Origin of the sequence: Bifidobacterium cuniculi (assembly GCF_000741575.1) — a bacterium.
Taxonomy (GTDB): domain Bacteria; phylum Actinomycetota; class Actinomycetes; order Actinomycetales; family Bifidobacteriaceae; genus Bifidobacterium; species Bifidobacterium cuniculi.
The window spans coordinates 501,203-517,665 of record NZ_JGYV01000001.1 but is presented as its reverse complement, the minus strand read 5'-3'; the positions used below and the strand labels follow the sequence as shown (position 1 = coordinate 517,665).

Below are 16,463 nucleotides of genomic sequence, written 5' to 3'. Positions count from 1 at the left end.
GGAAGCCACTGCCCACCTACGCCTGGTCGAAGAGGGACCGTACGTTCGCCCAGATGCGCCGGCTCACGCAGGGACGGTTCATGGTGTACAGGTGCACGCCGTCCACGCCGTTGGCCACGAGGTTGCCGATCTGCTGGGAGGCGTAGAGGATGCCGGCGTCCTTGAGCGTGGCCGGCTCGTCGGCCCACCGTTCCAGCATGCGCGCCAGTGCCGGCGGGATCCGCGACTGGCACATGTTGGCCATGCGCAGGACGGAGCGCTGGTTGGTGACGGGCATGATGCCGGCCTCGATGGGCACGTCCACGCCGGCGGCCACGGCAAGGTCGCGGAAGCGCAGGAAGTCCTCGTTGTCGTAGAACAGCTGCGAGATCAGGTGCGTGCAGCCAGCGTCGACCTTGCGTTTGAGGTTGTCCACGTCCTCCTGGAGGGTGGCTGCCTGCGGATGCTTCTCCGGGTAGCAGGCGCCGTACACCTTCATGTCCGGACGGTGTTCCCGGATGAAGGAGGTCAGGTCGCTGGCATGGGCGAAGACGCCTGCGGGTTCGCGCTCCGGGTCGCGGTCGCCCCGCAGGGCGAGGATGCCGCTGACCTTGGCCTGGTCGAACATGTCGAGGGCTTCGAGCGCCGCGTCCTCGTCCAGGTACTGGGCGGTCAGGTGCGCCACCGCGTCGATGCCGTACTCGCTGCGCACCGTATGGGCGATGCGTGCCGTGGCGGTGCGGTCCGCGCTCCTGCCGGTGCCGTAGGTCACGGAGATGAAGGCCGGCTTGAGGCCCTGCAGGCCGTCGAGGGTGTCGTAGATGGTGCCTACGGGGGCGGTGCGTTTCGGCGGGAAGATCTCGAGGGAGAAGATGGGCATGGCGTTCCTCCGGCAGTGTGGCATGGGGTATGGCGATGCCGGCGTGGCGGCATGCAGTGCCGCCACGCCGGTCCTCACCGGGTGGATGACGACGGTTACAGGCGTTCGCGCACGATCTTCGTGGCTTCGACCATGCGTTCCAGGCTGGGCCAGGTCTCCTCGTTGCCGCGGGTCTTGAGACCGCAGTCGGGGTTGACCCACACCTTGGAGACGTCCATCTTGTCCAGGATCTCGCCGAGCCGTGCCACCAGCTCCTCGGTGGAGGGCACGCGGGGCGAGTGGATGTCATAGACGCCGGGGCCGGCTTCGGTCTCGAACCGGGCGTCATGGATGGCGTCCAGCACCACCAGGTCGCCGCGGGAGGCCTCGAAGGAGATGACGTCCGCGTCCATGGCGTCGATGTCCTCGATGATGTCGTTGAACTCGGAGTAGCACATGTGCGTGTGGATCTGCGTGGTGGGCTTGACGGCGGAGTGCACCAGGCGGAAGGCGGGGATGGCCCAGTCCAGGTACTTGGCGTGCCAGTCGGAGCGGCGCAGCGGCAGCTTCTCACGCAAGGCGGCCTCGTCGATCTGGATGACGGGGATGCCGGCAGCCTCCAGGTCCAGCACTTCGTCGCGGATGGCCAGCGCCAGCTGCTGCGTCTGCTCTTCATGGGTGATGTCTTCGCGCGGCCAGGACCAGTTGAGGATGGTCACCGGGCCGGTGAGCATGCCCTTCATGGGCTTGGACGTACGGGACTGGGCGTAGGAGCTCCACTGCACGGTGATGGGACGTGCGCGGGACACGTCGCCCCAGACCAGCGGCGGCTTGACGCACCGGGTGCCGTAGGACTGCACCCAGGCGTTCTTGGTGAACAGGAAGCCGTTGAGGTTCTGGCCGAAGTATTCGACCATGTCGTTGCGTTCGAATTCGCCGTGTACCAGCACGTCCAGGCCGATCTGCTCCTGGTGGCGGATTACCTCGTCGATCTGGTTCCTGATGAACTCGTCGTACTGGTCCTGGCTGATCTCGCCCTTGCGCAGGCGGGCGCGCTCGGCACGCACTTCGCGCGTCTGCGGGAACGAGCCGATGGTCGTGGTGGGCAGCGGCGGCAGCTCCAGGGTCTCGTGCTGGAGTTTCTGGCGTTCAGCACGGGCCGGATGGCGGGTAAAATCCTCCTGCCCCAGGGCGGCGACGCGGTCGGCGACTTCCTGGTCGCGCGCCACGCGGCTGCCGTCGAAGAGCAGCTGGTTGGCCTTGAGGATGTCGGACGCCTTGAGGGCGTCGTCGTTCAGGTCGACCAGGTCGGCGATCTGGCGTACTTCCTCCAGCTTCTCCAGGGCGAAGGCCAGGTGCCTGAGCACGTCCTGGCCGAGCTGCTCCTCCCCTGCCGTGCTGAAGGGCACGTGCAGCAGCGAGCATGCCGAGGCGACCGCCACCTTGTCGGTGGTCTGCCGGAGCGCCTGGACGAGGGCGATACTGCGCGCATAGTCGTTGCGCCAGATGTTGCGGCCGTTGACCACGCCGGCGAACAGGGTGGTCGCCTCGGCCACGCCGTAGCGGTCGACTGCGGCGAGGTTCTCCTCGCGTCCCTCCACCAGGTCGAGTCCCACGCCGTCGAAGGCGAACAGGTTGACGGTCTCGTACACGTCGGCGATGTTGCCGAAATAGGTGTTGAGCAGGATCCTGATGCGGCCCTGGCGTGCCGGCAGGATGCGCGAGTACAGGGACTTGAACAGCTTGATGTCCGCCTCGGTCTTGTCCATGACCAGGGAGGGCTCGTCGAACTGGATCCACTGCGCACCCAGCGGGATGAACCTGGAGACCACCTGTGCATACACGCCGGCCACCGCGTCGATGAGTCCCTCGTCGATGGTGAGCTCCTGCGCATCGGTGGTGCGGGCCAGCTTGAGGAAGGTGTAGGGGCCGATGAGCACCGGCTTGGTTTCGATGCCCAGCTTCTCCTTGGCCTCGGTGTACTCGTCGAAGGGCTTGGTGCTGCCCAGCTTCACCTCGGTGGAAACGTCGAATTCCGGCACCAGGTAGTGGTAGTTCGTGGTGAACCACTTCTTCATGGGCAGTGCGGTCACGTCGCCGCGCTCCCCCTGGTAGCCGCGGGCCATGGCGAAGAGCGTCTCCTCGGGATTGTCGAAGCCGAGCCGACGGTAGCGTGACGGGATCACGTTCAGCAGGATCGCGGTGTCGAGCATCTGGTCGTACAGCGAGAAGTCGTTGCTGGGAATGAGGTCGATGCCGGCGGCCTGTTCGAGCTTCCAGTGGCTTTCACGCAGCTCGGCGCCCACCCGGCGCACATCGTCAAGGCTTGCGTTGCCCTTCCAATACGCCTCGATGATCTTCTTGAGCTCGCGGTTGCGGCCGATGCGCGGGAAACCGGAGATGGACGTGGGAACGCTCATGAATTCCTCCATGACTGGGTACGTGTATGCAACGCGACTCACAGTAGCAGGATTCGTGCGTACAAACCGTATGATTCCACCAATCCGTCATAGCGGTTTCCGAAGCGTGGCCATAAACGCAGCTTATAGCCGCCCATCCCGTCATCAGTTGGACCTATGACTCAGAGATCCTTCGGGTTGAGCAGGCCGATGAGGTCCGCGTCATGGGTGTCCCACTTGCGCAGGGGCGCATTCGAGCCGAACACGGCCACGGTGGCGGTGCCCATGCCCAGGTTGAGCAGGTCGAGGTTCTCCTGTGCGGACTGCTTGCCCGCCAGCCATTGGCAGGCCATGGACACGGTCGGCTCGTGGCCGATGACCATGAGGACACGACGCTTGTCCTTGCAGGATCCCAAGGCGTCGAAGACGGCCTGCATGCCGTCGTCGTAGAGCGCCTTGACGTAGCTGACCTTCGGCCCGTCCCCGAACACCTTGAGCATGCGTTCGCAGGTCTGGCGGGCGCGCACGGCATTCGAGCAGTCGATCTGGTCGGGCACCAGGTTCATCGCCTCCAACGCCTTGGCGACTTTCTTGGCCTGCTTGAGCCCCTTGTCCTGCAGTTCACGTTCGAAGTCGCCATGCGCGTTGAAGGCTTCGGTCTTGGCATGGCGCATCACCAGGAGGACGTATTTGTATCCCTTTGCCTGCTTGGCGATTTTCTTGAGTTGGTTGGCCATGACCTTGCACTTTCTTGTCGTCGGGATTGATGCCGCACCACGCATGGATTGCGGGGCATGCGGCCCATTATAGGTGCCGTCCGCGCCGCGCACGCCCTTTTTGCGTCCCACGGCTGAGGACGTACATCTTCCTTACTGTCCCAAGGCTCCGACCTGGGCGTCGAGGTCGCGCAGGACCTTGCGCAGCTTGCGGTCGGAGATGTCACGCAGTTCGAGTTCCTCGAGCTCGTCGGCACGCTGCTCGGCACTCAGCTCGTCGATGTCGGTGGTGGTGTCCTTGGTGGGCCGTTCGCGCTTGCGCAACGCCTCGTAGCCGGGCGCCATGGCCCGTGCGATGACCAGGAAGCCGGTGTGCCCGATCATCTGGTGGTCGGGGCGCACCGCAAGCCCTTGCGCCTTCCAGGAGCGCTCCATGGTTTCCTGCACCATGGGTTCGGTCCACTGCCCCGACTCCCGCAGTGCCTCGGCAAGGCGGCTCAGCTGCGTGGTGGTGGTGACGTAGGCGGTGAGCACGCCGCCGGGGGCGATGACCCTCCATGCCTGTTCGAGCCGGTTCCATGGGTCGAGCATGTCCAGCACGATGCGGTCGAAATGATGTTCCGGAAGCCCGGCGGCCACGGAGTCGAAGTCCCCCGTGCGCAGGTCCCACCACTGCGGGCGCTGCCCGAAGTAGATGGCGGCGTTGGCTTCGGCCACCTTCGCGAACTCGGGACGCAGCTCGATGGTGGTCAGTTCGCCTTCCGGCGAGACGGCATCCAACAGGTTCATGCTCATGGCGCCGGAGCCTGCGCCGGATTCCAGCACCCGCATGCCGGTGCGGATGTCCCCCAGCTGGATGACCTGCGCGATGTCCTTGGGGTACATGATCTGCGCACCGCGTGGCATGGACAGCACGTAGTCCGCCAAGCGCGGCCGCATGACGGTGAATTCCCAGCCTCCGATGGCGCGCGACCCCTTCCACGGCTTGTTGGCGTCACGTTCGGGATGCTGTCGGTTGAACTGGTCCTCCCGCTTGGCGGTGACGGTGGTGACCACGCTGCCTTCGCTGCTGCCGATCACCGCATCATGCAGGATGATGCCGTGCGAGGTCTGCGTGACCTGCCCGGCGCGCAGCTGGTCCGTGATCTTGTTGCCTTTGCGGTCCGTGAACTGGACCTTCTCCCCCGCCTGTAGCGGTCCTCGACGCATGCGAGCGCTCCTTGTTCTGCCGGCTGTTGGTTGTGAGGTGCCCCGTGTGGGGTGTGTGTCCACTGTACACGATTGGCTGCCTGTGGGGTTGGTGTAGGCTGGTGTGCCGAGTCGTATCGTGAAGCGTGTTCCCCTCGGCGTTTGTGGTGCGTGTCGCGTTTTCCGTGTTTGTGGGAAAGGTGTTGCCGTGGTGGAAGTGCGTCATCGTCGTGTGGAGCTTATTGAGCTGTTCTATGACTTGATTTACGTGTATGCGATTGCCCGGTTGACGGAGTCGGTGGTGGATGCCCGTTCGTTGGAGGCGGGTGAGTTGGCGCGGTATGTGTTGGCTGCGTTCATCATTTTGCAGTCGTGGTTGTATTTGACGAATTACGTGAACAGGTATGCGTAGTGGTCGTGGTGGGAGTATGGGTTGACTGCAGCGAATATGGTTGCGGCGACGTATATGGCGAATACGTTGACTGTCGGCTGGTTGCAGGCGCCGGTGGCGTTCAGTGCCTCAATGCTGGTGATGCTGCTGTGTGTGGGTGTGATGTATGTGGTGCGTGCCTGGAGGGGCGGTGCCCGGGCTGCGGCTGCGCGCAATTCGCTGGTGATATTGGCGGTGGTGTGTGCCTTGTATGCGGCGGCGTGACTGTGTGCGTTGGCGGGTGCGCAGTCTGTCGTGTTCTGGCTTGACTTGGTGGCGGTGTTGGCCGGCGCTTTCCTGCTGTTTGGGCTGCGGGGGCATTTTGATGTGTCGGTGATCAGTTTTCCGCATTTGACGGAGCGTTTCGAGTTGTTGACCATTCTCACGTTTGGTGAGGGCGTGGTGGGTACTGCGGGGTATTTCGACGTGTCTCGTTTGACGGTGGATGCCGTGTTGGTGATGGTGTTGTTGTTGGTGATGTTCGGCTGTTATGTGCTGCAGTTGCATGTGTTGTGTGACCATGAGCGTGTGACGCGTTCGTTGTTGCTCATGTTCAGTCATTATTTCATCGTGATTGCGGTGAACATGGTGACGGTGTCCTTGGAGTTGTTGGAGCATGGCGGCGGGTTGTCGCGTGGTGGCGTGGTGCCGTGCGTCGGTGACTGGCGTGCTGGTGGGTGCGTTGGTTGCCGTGGCGTGTAATTTCGGCATGCTTGAACGTAAGCGTCGCGGCATGGCCCTAGAACGGCAGGAGCGGTGATTCCTGTCTGCCCGAGGGGCATGCCGGTTGTCGTGTTCAGTCCGTGTCGATGATGTGTTCGATGCGTTGTGCGCCGACGCGCGCCTGGTCGGTGAGGAGTTTGGCTTGGCGACGTGTGGTGCCGTCGGTAGCGAGGTCGGCTGCGGTGAGTGCGGCGTCGAGGGCTTGCACGTAGCAGTGGAGTGCTTCGGCTTCGTTGGTGTAGGTGCGTTTGAAGAATGCCGAGTGTGTTTCCTTGGCTTTGGTTTCCCAGATGCGGGCGATGCGCAGGCAGATGTCGGCGTCGCGCAGGAGGTCGGCTGCGGTGGGCGTGTCGTGTTCGGCGCGCAGTGACGTGCGTGCTTCCTCGTAGCAGTCGATGGCTTCGTCGAGGTCTTTGTCCACGCCGTTTCCGGTGAGGTAGCGTTGTGCTTCGTCGACGAGTTCGTCGCTGCTGGGCAGGTCGTCCTCGTCGCCGGCGACGGCGTCCATCAGGGCGTCGAGGCCGTCGAGTTGTTCGATCCACTGGTCGGGCAGTTCGCCGGCTGGCTGTCCCAGGTAGCGCAGTCCGGCGCACATGCCGGCGATGGTGGCGGCTTGGGTGACGTGGCCGCCGAGGTTGGCGGCGGCGCAGATGCAGTCGGCTGCGCTGTGCGTGGTGGCCAGGCACCACAGGGCCGCTTCGAGCGTGTGTTCGGCGGTGCCGTCAGCGTGGACCTGGCTGCGTGGCTGGCTGGCCAGGTCGCCGTAGCCGTAGTTGTCCATGATGTCGTCCGGATCGTCGCCTTGGGCCAGTGCGCGCAGGATGTCCACGAGTCGGATGGCGGCGTCGGCGCAGGCGCCGTCGGGGTCGGTGATGGCGCATGCCTGCGTGATCTGCTGGTCGTCGGCATTGAACAGGAAGAAGGGTGCCACGCGGATCAGGCAGTCGCTTTGGGTCAGGTTCGACAGTCCGTCGGCGCATGGTTCGCCGTCGGCGGTGGTGGTGCCGTACTGCATGCAGTCGTCGAGCGCGTCCTTGAGCTCGTCGGCGGTGGGGTTGGGGTCGTCGATGAGGGTGGCGATGGTGGTGAGCATGGCTGCGACGCTCGGCCCGTAGGGCAGCGTGGTGTCGGCCGGCATGCCGGGGCAGGTGTAGCTGTCGCGTCGACGCCCCTGGTAGGGGGTGGCGACCGCGTTGCCGACGGCTGCGGTGGTGAGGGTGTCCATGATGATGTCGAGGAGGCGTGCGGCGAGGTCGTGGCGGTGTTGTTCCTGCCGGTCGAGCCACGTGTCGAAGTCGTCGAGTGTGGGGGTCGGATCCTCGGCCATGGATGGGTACTCCGTTCTGTATGCCTGTACGGTGCCGGTCTGGTCGTGACCCATGGTAGTGCACCGGCCGGCGTAGTGACGTGTCCGTCCCATCTATGGGACCGGCCGGCGGCGGCATCCTAGGGCGAACTTACACTAACTGGTTTCCGTGTCCATGTCCGTCTCGATGCGATGTACCTGGCCTTCGCACGAACCATACCGTGCCCACCGCCTCCCAGACACACCACCACGGATAGATCGATGGCCAAGCACGTTCCGGATACCGCAACAATCCGTCTGCCCGGGCCAGCACACCCGGCAACCCGGGCGTCCACGACCGAAAGCGCAAGGCAGCCGGCGGAGGATATGCCCGGGGTTTGGCGCAAACCCGTAAAGATTCGCCGTAACGAGATGCCGGGACGACAGATCCCTACGGGACCGGGCAGGTTCCCGTATAAATTCGTCGTGAAGACGGACCAGAACGACGAATCCTTACAGAACCCGGCACGTCCCCGTAAGGATTCGCCGCAACGACGGACCGGGGTGACGAATCCTTACGGAGTCGTGCAGGTTCCCGTAGGGATCCACCGGAGGGATCCCTTGTTTTCCGTGGTATTTCCAAGGCGGACTTGCACTGACTGGCTTTCATGTCCAGCTTGGGAAAGGACGGGCACGGTTCATGCCGTCAGGGGTGTTCAAGCTCAAACCGAACAACAGGGGCCCGCGCCTTTCCACGGCACCACGCCCACGTTTGCGCCACCCGTGCTGCCCGAACACCACCAACAGCCACAACGACCGTAATGCAAATCCGCCCTAGAGGCCCAGCAGCATCTTCGTGCCAAAGAACACGATGACGCAGCCCAGGAGGATGCCCAGGGGCGGTCATGGCGACGGATGTCGAGGCGGGCGAGCGGGAGCGGGGGTGAGGACTCTGCCGATGACGGCGCCGACCGTGAGGGTGGCGCCGACCTGCCAGGCTATGGTGGAGGCCAGCAGATGGGTGGTGAAGCCCACGGCGGACATGACGGCTAGTACGACCGTGGTGGTGCCTCCGGACAGTCCGCCGACACCGACCATGAGTCCGCTCAGCACGCCGAACAGGGAGGCACCGGCCGGATGCGTGTCGGCACGGTCCCCTTCGGCGGCCTTGCGGCGCAGGTTGCAGATCAGGACGAGGGCGCCCATGACGAGAATGCCCCTCCACCGCCGACCAAGCTGACGAAGGCGCCGATGAGGATCCCGGGCAGGATGTTGATCATCGACGCCTCCTTGGTCGCGGTTCCGTGGTGGCCACGGGGACGCTCAGCGTTGCGCCAGGACGGCATTCATGCGTTCGACGCCCTTGCTGGCACGGTTGGCGATGTCGGTCGCCTCCTTGGCTTCCTCGCCGTCCAGGCCGAGCTTGAGCGCATCGCCGGCTGCCTGGTAGGCGGTGGCGTAGTTGTCGCGCGCATCGGTCTCCTGCTGCCAAGTACGCTTGGCGAATGCGGAACGGGGCAGCTTGGAAATGCTCTCGTGCACGATGCCGATGCGCTCGTGCAGCGCGGCGACGAGAAGCACGGCCTGCGGATTGTCCGCAGTGGCATGGTTGAACACGATGCTCACCGCGTTGCGGTACAGTTCCAACGCCTTCTCGTAGCCATCCCTGCCGGATGCGCCCTCGCGCATGAGGTCACCCTCACGCATGAGCTTCTCGGGGTCGCCCTCGTCGTTGGCGGTGCCTGCGATGACCTGCGGGAACCATTGCGCGCCGGGCATGCTCGTCCAATCGGCGGGGATGCCCTCGTCGAGCTCGTCGTCGAACAGGTAGACGATGCCGGCGAGCGCGCCGGCCACTGCGGCGGTCCATGCGGTCTTGCCGCCGAGGTTGACGGCGGTCAGGACACAGTCGTCGTAGGCGTCGGTGGTCGACATGCACCACAGGGCTGCTTCGAGGATGTCCTTGGTGGTGCCGCCGTCGGTGATGATGGTGTCGGTGCCACGCTCCCAGATGCGGTCGTAGCCGTGGCCGGTGAGGGTTTCGCGTACGGGGTTGCCGAGCATGAGGTCGCGTAGGATGTGCACGAAGCGTACGCAGGCCAGTTCGGTGTCCTGGTCGGCGGGTGCGAGGGATGCGATGGCGCGCACCTGTTCGTCGTCGATGCCGAACATGGCGCAGGGTGCGACGCGCAGTAGGGCGCCGCTGTCCATGTCGTCGGCGTCGGTGTTCTCTTCAAAGGCGCGGGCCAGGTCCTTGGCGCCGAAGGGAGGCACCAGGTTGGGCGTGTAGTCGCCGCCGGCCAGACACATGGCGTACCGGTCGAGCATGTCCTTGAGGTCGACCTGCACGTCGTGGCTGGTCAGGGAGTCGAAGGTGGCGAGCATGAGTGCGGTGCGTGCCGAGTACATGCGCTTGGCGGGTGGCGTGTCCATGCCGGTGCAGGTGAAGGTGCCGCGCTGCTTGCCATGGTAGGGCTGGCCGAGGATGCTGCCGACCGCTGCCCCGTAGAGCAGGCCGAGCGAGTAGTGGATGTAGGCGTGTGCCTGGTCGTCCTCGAGGATGGTGCCGTCGTCGGCAAGCATCGCGGACAATGCGGTCGAATCAGTGGTCTTGGCCATGTTCCCTCCGTTGGCTGTCTCTTGGGATCATGACCTGAGTCTAGTCGGCGTTGTCTGATTCAGCCGAGACGCGAATCGGCATTGTCTGCGAGGAGTCGTTCGATGCTGCCGATCCTGCGGGCCACGGTGGCGTCGACGAAGGGCAGGATTGCCAGGATGGCGGCGGTCTTGTGCCTGGGGGTGCGGCAGAATGCGGCCACGCGTTCCTCGTCGAGGCTGCCTTGGTCGCGCAAACCGTCCAGGGTGCGCAGTTCGGACGGTTTGAAATGGTTGCCTTCGTGCAGTGCCTGCCAGGTGGTGTCGGCGCCCAGGGCGTGCACGTATTCGCCTTCCAGGTCGGGGTGGCTGACATGCACGTGATGCTCGGCCAGCCGGTCGACGGTGGTGTGCAACTGTGAGGCGGTGGTGTCGGCGGCGTCCGCGTCGATGAGCTGGACCATGGGGATGCGGTAGCCGTGGTCGCCCAGCAGGCGACGCCATGCGTCCATGTTGCCCCAGCCGTCGGCTTGCAGGAGCGTGGTGCCGGACGCGTCCAGGCTGCGGCCGGTCACGTCGGCGCACCGTTCCACCAGGATGCGGTCCGTGACGCCTTCGACGACGATGACCCGGTTCGCGGTCAACGGTTCGATGCGGCTGCCGTCCCACAGGTGCAGCATGGTGCGTGCGTCATCGTCGAGGAAGTCACGGTCGGGTTGTACGCAGTGGCCGTCGGCGCGGATGACGGTCACCTGGTCGGGGTCGAAGGCGCTGATGATGTCCGGCGCATGCGTGGCGATGATCTTCTGCGAGCGCCCTTGGGCGAGGAGCCTGGCGAGGTTGCGTTGGCTGGCGGGGTGCAGGTGTGTTTCGGGTTCGTCGATGCCGATGAGTTGCGTGTCCCGGTCCAGGGCGTCCAGCAGGGTGATGGCCACGCCGGTGCGCATGCCGCTGGATTGTGCCCACAGGTTGCGTGGACGGCCCTTGCGGTGCAGTTCGAGGGTGAGGTGTTCCAGGAGGTTGCCGACGCTGAAGGCGAGGTTGTTGCGTTGGAAGCGTCCGGGCAGTGCGGCGGTAAGCTGTTCGGCGATCCTGTCGCGCAGCTGGTTCAGTTGCGGCGTGTTGGCGAGCGCCTGGTCGGCTTGTGTGCTGATGGGTTCGAGGCGCCGTGGCAGGTCGTCGAGGTCGAGGTCGTCCAGGAGTCGGTCGGTCATGTGTCGGGTGGTGTCGGGGTCAGTCGGGTCGAACATGGTCCAGCCGATGGCGTGCAGTCGCGGCACGGTCATGTCGGTGCCGTCGATGGTGCGTCGAATGGTCAGGGTCTGTCCGTCGTCGTGCATGGTGGCGGTCAGGGTGACGTGCATGGTCGTGGCGTGGCCGGCCAGGCCGAACAGGGTGCGCCGGTCGGGGTCGAGGTCGGTGAAGGTTGCTTCGATGCGCAGTGGCTGGTGCGGGTCTCGTAGGTCGCCGGCGCTGATGTCGGCGTACAGGGTGGCGGTGTCGGCGCCCAGGAGCAGGTCGAGGCAGCGCAGCAGGGAGCTTTTGCCTGAGTCGTTGGTGCCGACGAGTACCAGGTGGCGGCGTATGTCGAGGTGGCAGTCGGCGACGCGGGTGTGGTTGTCGATGGTCAGGTCGGTCAGGCGCATGGTGGTTCCCTTCCCCGCCACGTCGTCATGGCGGAATCAGGGATCATTCTAGTCGTGCAGTCGTCCCTGGTCAGCGATCCTCGGCCACCTGGTTCACTGCGTTGGCGAAGTTCAGGGCGCCGGCGACATGCTTGCGGTCAACGTGAGCCACCCACGCAAAATCAGGACCCTGCACTGCCACGTAGGCGTCGCCGCCCTTGAGCTTGGGCACGGCCAGGGCGAAGACACCCAGGGCCAGCAGGCGGGTGAAGGCCACGCGGGATTGCAGGACCGCACCGTCCTCCACGCTCACGTGCACACCGTCCAGGCTGTGGGTCTCCCCATGACACGTAATCGTGCGCTTGGTCGGCTCAAAGGTCATCGACATGCCGTCGTCGCCGACAAAACCCAATGCGCCGCTCAGGGCGATGCAGCAGTTGCGCATGATGCGCTGCCATGACGCGCGTCGCGTCACCATGGCGTCGTCTTCGGGTGGTAACGGTACCGGAACCAGTGGCAGGGCGTTCCGTATGGCGTCGACCACGGGATCGATAGCTTGCCTTGGCCCGGCCGGTCAGGTCGGCGAGCGTCGCGTTGTCGGGTGGCGGCGCGGTGGGTTTGGCGACCTGGTTGGTGCCGTATTGGCTGAAGGCGTCACGGACGGTGGGGATGACGGGGCCGCAGACGGCCGCTTCGATGGTGTCGTCGAACAGTGGCCGGCCGGTACGCCGCAATGCTTCGACCTGGGTGAAGTAGACGAGCTTGTTGATGCGCCGGTTGGTCAACGGTATCCGGGTGCCGTGGGCGGCAAGCAGCTGGTTGGCGACGTCGATGGCGTGCATGGGCGGCCCTCCTTTCCTGGCGACGGCTCCTCTCCCCCACGCTACGCGCGCGTCTGACATCGAGGTCAGGGGCGCGCCCAGGCTGCCCAGCGTCCGCCGTCGTGGTGGACGGTCAGGTCCAGGCCGAACAGTGCGGACAGGCGTGCGGAGGTGAAGCCGTGGTCCAGGTCGCCGGCGTATACGATGGTGCCGGGTGCGGGGTCGGTGCCGGCGACACGGTTGGCCATGGCGTCGGCTTCGTTGCCTTGGGTGCGGCCCATGATGGCCACGTGGTCGAAGCCGGCGGGGATTTCCTCGAGGCGATGCGTGACCACGACCACGGTGCGCCCGTCGCCCTGGGTGCCCAGCTGGTCCAGGGCGTGCAGGGTGGTTTCGCGTCCGCCCAGGTCCAGTCCGGTGGTGGGTTCGTCCAGGATCAGCAGGTCCGCGTCCGCCATGAGCGCCCGGCAGATCATGACGCGGGTGCGTTCCCCTTCGGACAGGTTCGCCATCTGCTTGCCGATGAGGTATTCGATGCCGAAACGACGCATGAGCAGACGCGCCTGCGCATAGTCGTCCTCGCCGTACGTGTCCTTCCAGCGGCCGGTGGTGGCGGTCAGTGCGGTGACTACCGCGTCGAGGGGATCCTCGAAAGCGGGCAGGGAGCGTTGCAGTTCCGCCGAGCACAGGCCGATGCGGTGCCGGTAGGAGAACACGTTGACCTTGCCCAGGCGGTTGCCGAGGATGTCCACGGTGCCTTGGGAGGGGAAACCGCGTGAGCTCATCATCCGTACGAGGCTGGATTTGCCGATGCCATTGGGGCCGAACAGGATCCATTTCCCGCCGCGTGGCACGGTGAGGTTCACGTCGGTGAGGATCGTGCGCCCGTAGCGGCGCAGTTCCACGCCGTCCAGCCGCAATGCGGGTGTCATGTCGTCCATGCTGCTCCTTCGTTCCGCCGGTCTCCGAGATGTCGTTGGCGACCACCGTAGCGTGCCGGCGTCGTCGCGGGCCGTCGCGGGCCCATCATGCGGTCATTGGCATGGCGCATAGTTCATGCTGCGCGTTCCGTCGGGCGGGTTCCCCTCACCGCGTATTTGCGTCGTCGTCCGTGGGGGCCGGGCTTATGGTTGGGGCATGAGTGAACATAACGCCATTCGCCTGGCCAAAGACGACACCGCCCCCAATTTCGAACTCGAATCCGACGAGTACAAGCACTACGCGCTCGCGGACTTCAAGCACAAGAACGTCGTGCTCTACTTCTACCCGAAGGCCATGAGCTCGATCTGCACCGTGGAGGCTTGTGCCTTCCGTGACAACCTCAACCGTCTTGAGGACGAGAACACCGTCGTCATCGGCGTCTCCGGCGACGACATCCCCGCACTGCAGGAGTTCCGTGAGAAGGACGACATCAACTTCGTCCTGCTGAGCGATCCCGAGTACGAGGCGCACAAGCTGTACGGCACCGTAACCGAGTCCGAGAAGGACGGCAAGCGCGAGTACTCCCCCATCCGTTCCACCTTCGTCATCGACGGCGAGGGCAAGATCGCCTACGCCGACTATGACGTGAACGTCAGCGGCCAGGTCGAGCGCATCCTCGCCGAGGTCGCCAAGCTCAAGTAAGCATTTCCCGACAACGACCCGGGGAGGCGCATCCGCAATGGGATGCGCCTCCCCCTTTTTCTTCCCGGCCGGGCCCTGACGCAACGAGGGGCCTGTCCCACGATCGGATGGGACAGGCCCCTCGTCCATGGGACCTTGGGGTCACGGTGGCTCACACGGCCGTGCCGTTCTGGTCGAGGTTCGGGTTGTTCCTGGGGTTGCCGGACACGAAGAACAGGCTGAGCACGCCCACCGCCAGCGCGGCCACCACCGTGATGATCGCCCACAGGGGACGCTGCGGCAGCCACATGATCACGAAGAACGCGATGGCCGCCACGACGATGAGGATCCATGCGAACAGGCGGAACCAGTTACGCACCGAGTGGGGTGCGTGGATGACCGACGGCGGGTCGAAATCGTTCGGGTCGGTGCCCATCGCGATTTCCTCGTACTTCTTGAGCTCACTGCTCGTCGGCTTCCACGGTCCCTTGCGGCCTTCCTTGAGGCGCAGCGACCTGTCCTGCAGCGACGCCTCGTCAATCATGCCGCCATGGCTGCGGCTGCCGGCCTGCGGGGCGCCGCCCTTTGCGCGGCGCTGTGCACGGTTTGCCATTCGATTTCTCCTTCATGAGCGTGTCCAGACACAACTGCCGACCACTGTAGCGCAACCGACCCACTTTGCCCATAGGCAACCAAGGGGTATCTCAGCGGCGCGGCAGGGCCATGGGACGTTGCGAGGCGACGATCGGCGCAGGCAGTTCCGTGGCGCCGGTCAGGTAGCGGTCGACCGCAGCCGCACAGGAGCGGCCCTCCGCAATCGCCCACACCACCAGCGACTGGCCACGTCCCGCGTCTCCGCACACGAACACGCCGTCACGGCTCGTGGCATACGAGTCGTCGCGTGCCACATTGCCCCGTCCGTCGAGTTCCACCGGCAACTGTTCGAGCAGGGTGTCGGTGTCCGGGTGCAGGAAGCCCACGGAGATGAGCACCAGGTCGGCCGGCAGCACGCGTTCGGTGCCCGGCTGGCGGGTGAAGGGGCCGTCGTCGCCGGGGGCGACGGACACGACCTTCAGTCCGGTCACGTGGCCGTGCTCGTCGGCGACGAAGCCCTCGGTCTGCGTGCCCGTTTCGATGCTGACCTTCGCCTCCTGCTCCGGAGTGCCCACGAAGTTGACCGAATCCGTGTTGTACACGTACTCGCCGCCCTCCTCCATGGAGCTCGTCTTCTGGTAGAGGCGTGCGAAGGTGGGCCACGGCTGGCTGTCCGGGCGCGAGGTCGGCTCCTGGGGCATGATCTGCAATACGGTGACGTCCTTGGCGCCCTGGCGGATGGAGGTGCCCAGGCAGTCGGAGCCCGTGTCGCCGCCGCCGATGATCACCACGTGCTTGTCCTTGGCGGTCAGGTCGTGCACCGGCTTCTTGCCGTAGATGCGCCGTGTGGCGTCCGGCAGGAATTCCATGGCGAAATGGATGCCGTCGAGTTCACGGCCGGGGAGCTTCATGTCACGCGGCACGGTAGAGCCGATGGCGACGACCACGGCGTCGTAGCGCGACTGCAGTTCGTCCCAGCTGATGTCCTTGCCGACCTCCACGTTCGTGCGGAATCGGGTGCCCTCGGCTTCCATCTGCGCCACGCGGCGGTCGAGCAGGCCCTTCTCGAGCTTGAAGTTCGGGATGCCGTAGCGCATGAGGCCACCGACCTCGTCGTCACGTTCGTAGACGACGACGGTGTGTCCGGCACGGGTCAGCTGCTGTGCGCAGGCCAGGCCGGCGGGTCCCGAGCCGACCACGGCGACCGTCTGGTCGCTGGTGCGTTCGGGAGGCAGCGGCTTGACGTACTTCAGGTCCCACGCCTGGTCGATGATCGTGCACTCGTCGTTCTTGATCATGGTGGGCGGCTGGTGGATGCCCAGCACGCAGGCCGACTCGCACAGGGCGGGGCAGATCCTGCCCGTCACTTCCGGGAAGTTGTTCGTCATGGACAGGCGGTCGTATGCCTCCTGCCACTGGCCCATGCGCACCAGGTCGTTCCATTCGGGAATGATGTTGCCCAGGGGACAGCCCGACATGCAGAAGGGGGTGCCGCAGTCCATGCAGCGCGCCGCCTGTTCCTTGGTCCACGGCTGCAGGCCGGATTCGGCATGCACGTCGTTCCAATCCTTGATCCGCTCCTCGACGGGGCGTTCGGCCAGTTCGTGACGATGGCGAACCTTGAGGAATCCACGTGGATCTCCCATG

At 65.1% G+C, this 16,463-nt stretch carries 17 protein-coding genes; 4 read left to right on the top strand and 13 right to left on the bottom strand.

What is annotated here, in order from left to right; all coding sequences use genetic code 11:
- Positions 1–16: 16 nt before the first annotated feature.
- The 4 genes from metF to BCUN_RS02310 form a co-directional block, all read right to left on the bottom strand.
- Positions 17–859, bottom strand: coding sequence for a methylenetetrahydrofolate reductase [NAD(P)H] (gene metF, locus BCUN_RS02325; protein WP_033517567.1), 843 nt, complete (start codon positions 857–859; stop codon positions 17–19).
- Between the two features lie 95 nt (positions 860–954).
- A complete protein-coding gene (gene metE, locus BCUN_RS02320; RefSeq protein WP_033516211.1) occupies positions 955–3,258 on the bottom strand; it encodes a 5-methyltetrahydropteroyltriglutamate--homocysteine S-methyltransferase in 2,304 nt (767 codons plus the stop codon).
- A 161-nt stretch (positions 3,259–3,419) separates the two neighbouring features.
- Positions 3,420–3,974 (bottom strand): SixA phosphatase family protein, encoded by a 555-nt coding sequence (locus tag BCUN_RS02315; protein WP_033516210.1) that lies wholly within the window; start codon positions 3,972–3,974, stop codon positions 3,420–3,422.
- Between the two features lie 132 nt (positions 3,975–4,106).
- A complete protein-coding gene (locus BCUN_RS02310; protein ID WP_033516209.1) occupies positions 4,107–5,162 on the bottom strand; it encodes a tRNA (adenine-N1)-methyltransferase in 1,056 nt (351 codons plus the stop codon).
- Between the two features lie 187 nt (positions 5,163–5,349).
- On the opposite strand from BCUN_RS02310, the gene BCUN_RS11750 reads away from it, so the two are divergent.
- Genes BCUN_RS11750 through BCUN_RS02300 form a run of 3 tightly spaced genes read left to right on the top strand, consistent with a single transcriptional unit; the run spans position 5,350 to position 6,273 of the window.
- On the top strand, positions 5,350–5,553 hold the full coding sequence (locus BCUN_RS11750) for a low temperature requirement protein A (RefSeq protein WP_160257638.1): 204 nt from the start codon (positions 5,350–5,352) through the stop codon (positions 5,551–5,553).
- Between the two features lie 54 nt (positions 5,554–5,607).
- Complete coding sequence (locus tag BCUN_RS11265) at positions 5,608–5,796, top strand: hypothetical protein (RefSeq protein WP_152598098.1); 189 nt, start codon at positions 5,608–5,610, stop codon at positions 5,794–5,796.
- 30 nt (positions 5,797–5,826) lie between these two features.
- Entirely contained in the window at positions 5,827–6,273 is a 447-nt protein-coding gene (locus BCUN_RS02300; protein WP_160257637.1) for a low temperature requirement protein A, read from the top strand.
- A gap of 94 nt (positions 6,274–6,367) precedes the next feature.
- On the opposite strand, the gene BCUN_RS02295 is transcribed toward BCUN_RS02300, so the two are convergent.
- The 7 genes from BCUN_RS02295 to BCUN_RS02265 all read right to left on the bottom strand — a co-directional run bounded on the left by BCUN_RS02295 (position 6,368) and on the right by BCUN_RS02265 (position 13,561).
- Positions 6,368–7,621 carry an ADP-ribosylglycohydrolase family protein gene (locus tag BCUN_RS02295; protein ID WP_160257636.1) on the bottom strand — a complete coding sequence of 418 codons (1,254 nt, stop codon included), beginning with the start codon at positions 7,619–7,621 and terminating at the stop codon, positions 6,368–6,370.
- Between the two features lie 861 nt (positions 7,622–8,482).
- Complete coding sequence (locus BCUN_RS02290) at positions 8,483–8,785, bottom strand: hypothetical protein (RefSeq protein ID WP_051920516.1); 303 nt, start codon at positions 8,783–8,785, stop codon at positions 8,483–8,485.
- 117 nt (positions 8,786–8,902) lie between these two features.
- Positions 8,903–10,198, bottom strand: a complete 1,296-nt coding sequence (locus BCUN_RS02285; RefSeq protein WP_033516204.1) for an ADP-ribosylglycohydrolase family protein — start codon at positions 10,196–10,198, stop codon at positions 8,903–8,905.
- Between the two features lie 59 nt (positions 10,199–10,257).
- On the bottom strand, positions 10,258–11,820 hold the full coding sequence (locus BCUN_RS02280) for an ATP-dependent nuclease (protein ID WP_033516203.1): 1,563 nt from the start codon (positions 11,818–11,820) through the stop codon (positions 10,258–10,260).
- A gap of 70 nt (positions 11,821–11,890) precedes the next feature.
- Entirely contained in the window at positions 11,891–12,187 is a 297-nt protein-coding gene (locus tag BCUN_RS02275) for a hypothetical protein (protein ID WP_152598097.1), read from the bottom strand.
- Positions 12,171–12,641: a Panacea domain-containing protein gene (locus BCUN_RS11260; protein WP_051920512.1), complete on the bottom strand. Its 471-nt coding sequence runs from the start codon at positions 12,639–12,641 to the stop codon at positions 12,171–12,173. Before BCUN_RS11260 ends, BCUN_RS02275 begins: the two co-directional genes overlap by 17 nt.
- 65 nt (positions 12,642–12,706) lie before the next feature.
- On the bottom strand, positions 12,707–13,561 hold the full coding sequence (locus BCUN_RS02265; RefSeq protein ID WP_033516202.1) for an ABC transporter ATP-binding protein: 855 nt from the start codon (positions 13,559–13,561) through the stop codon (positions 12,707–12,709).
- Between the two features lie 196 nt (positions 13,562–13,757).
- Here BCUN_RS02265 and BCUN_RS02260 point away from each other — a divergent pair, with 196 nt between their 5' ends.
- Positions 13,758–14,243, top strand: a complete 486-nt coding sequence (locus BCUN_RS02260) for a peroxiredoxin (RefSeq protein ID WP_033516200.1) — start codon at positions 13,758–13,760, stop codon at positions 14,241–14,243.
- A gap of 151 nt (positions 14,244–14,394) precedes the next feature.
- Here the strand turns inward: BCUN_RS02260 and BCUN_RS02255 are convergent, their stop codons facing one another.
- Both BCUN_RS02255 and BCUN_RS02250 read right to left on the bottom strand, forming a co-directional pair.
- On the bottom strand, positions 14,395–14,835 hold the full coding sequence (locus BCUN_RS02255; protein WP_033516199.1) for a membrane protein: 441 nt from the start codon (positions 14,833–14,835) through the stop codon (positions 14,395–14,397).
- Between the two features lie 91 nt (positions 14,836–14,926).
- On the bottom strand, positions 14,927–16,462 hold the full coding sequence (locus tag BCUN_RS02250) for a glutamate synthase subunit beta (protein WP_033516198.1): 1,536 nt from the start codon (positions 16,460–16,462) through the stop codon (positions 14,927–14,929).
- Position 16,463 lies beyond the last annotated feature (1 nt).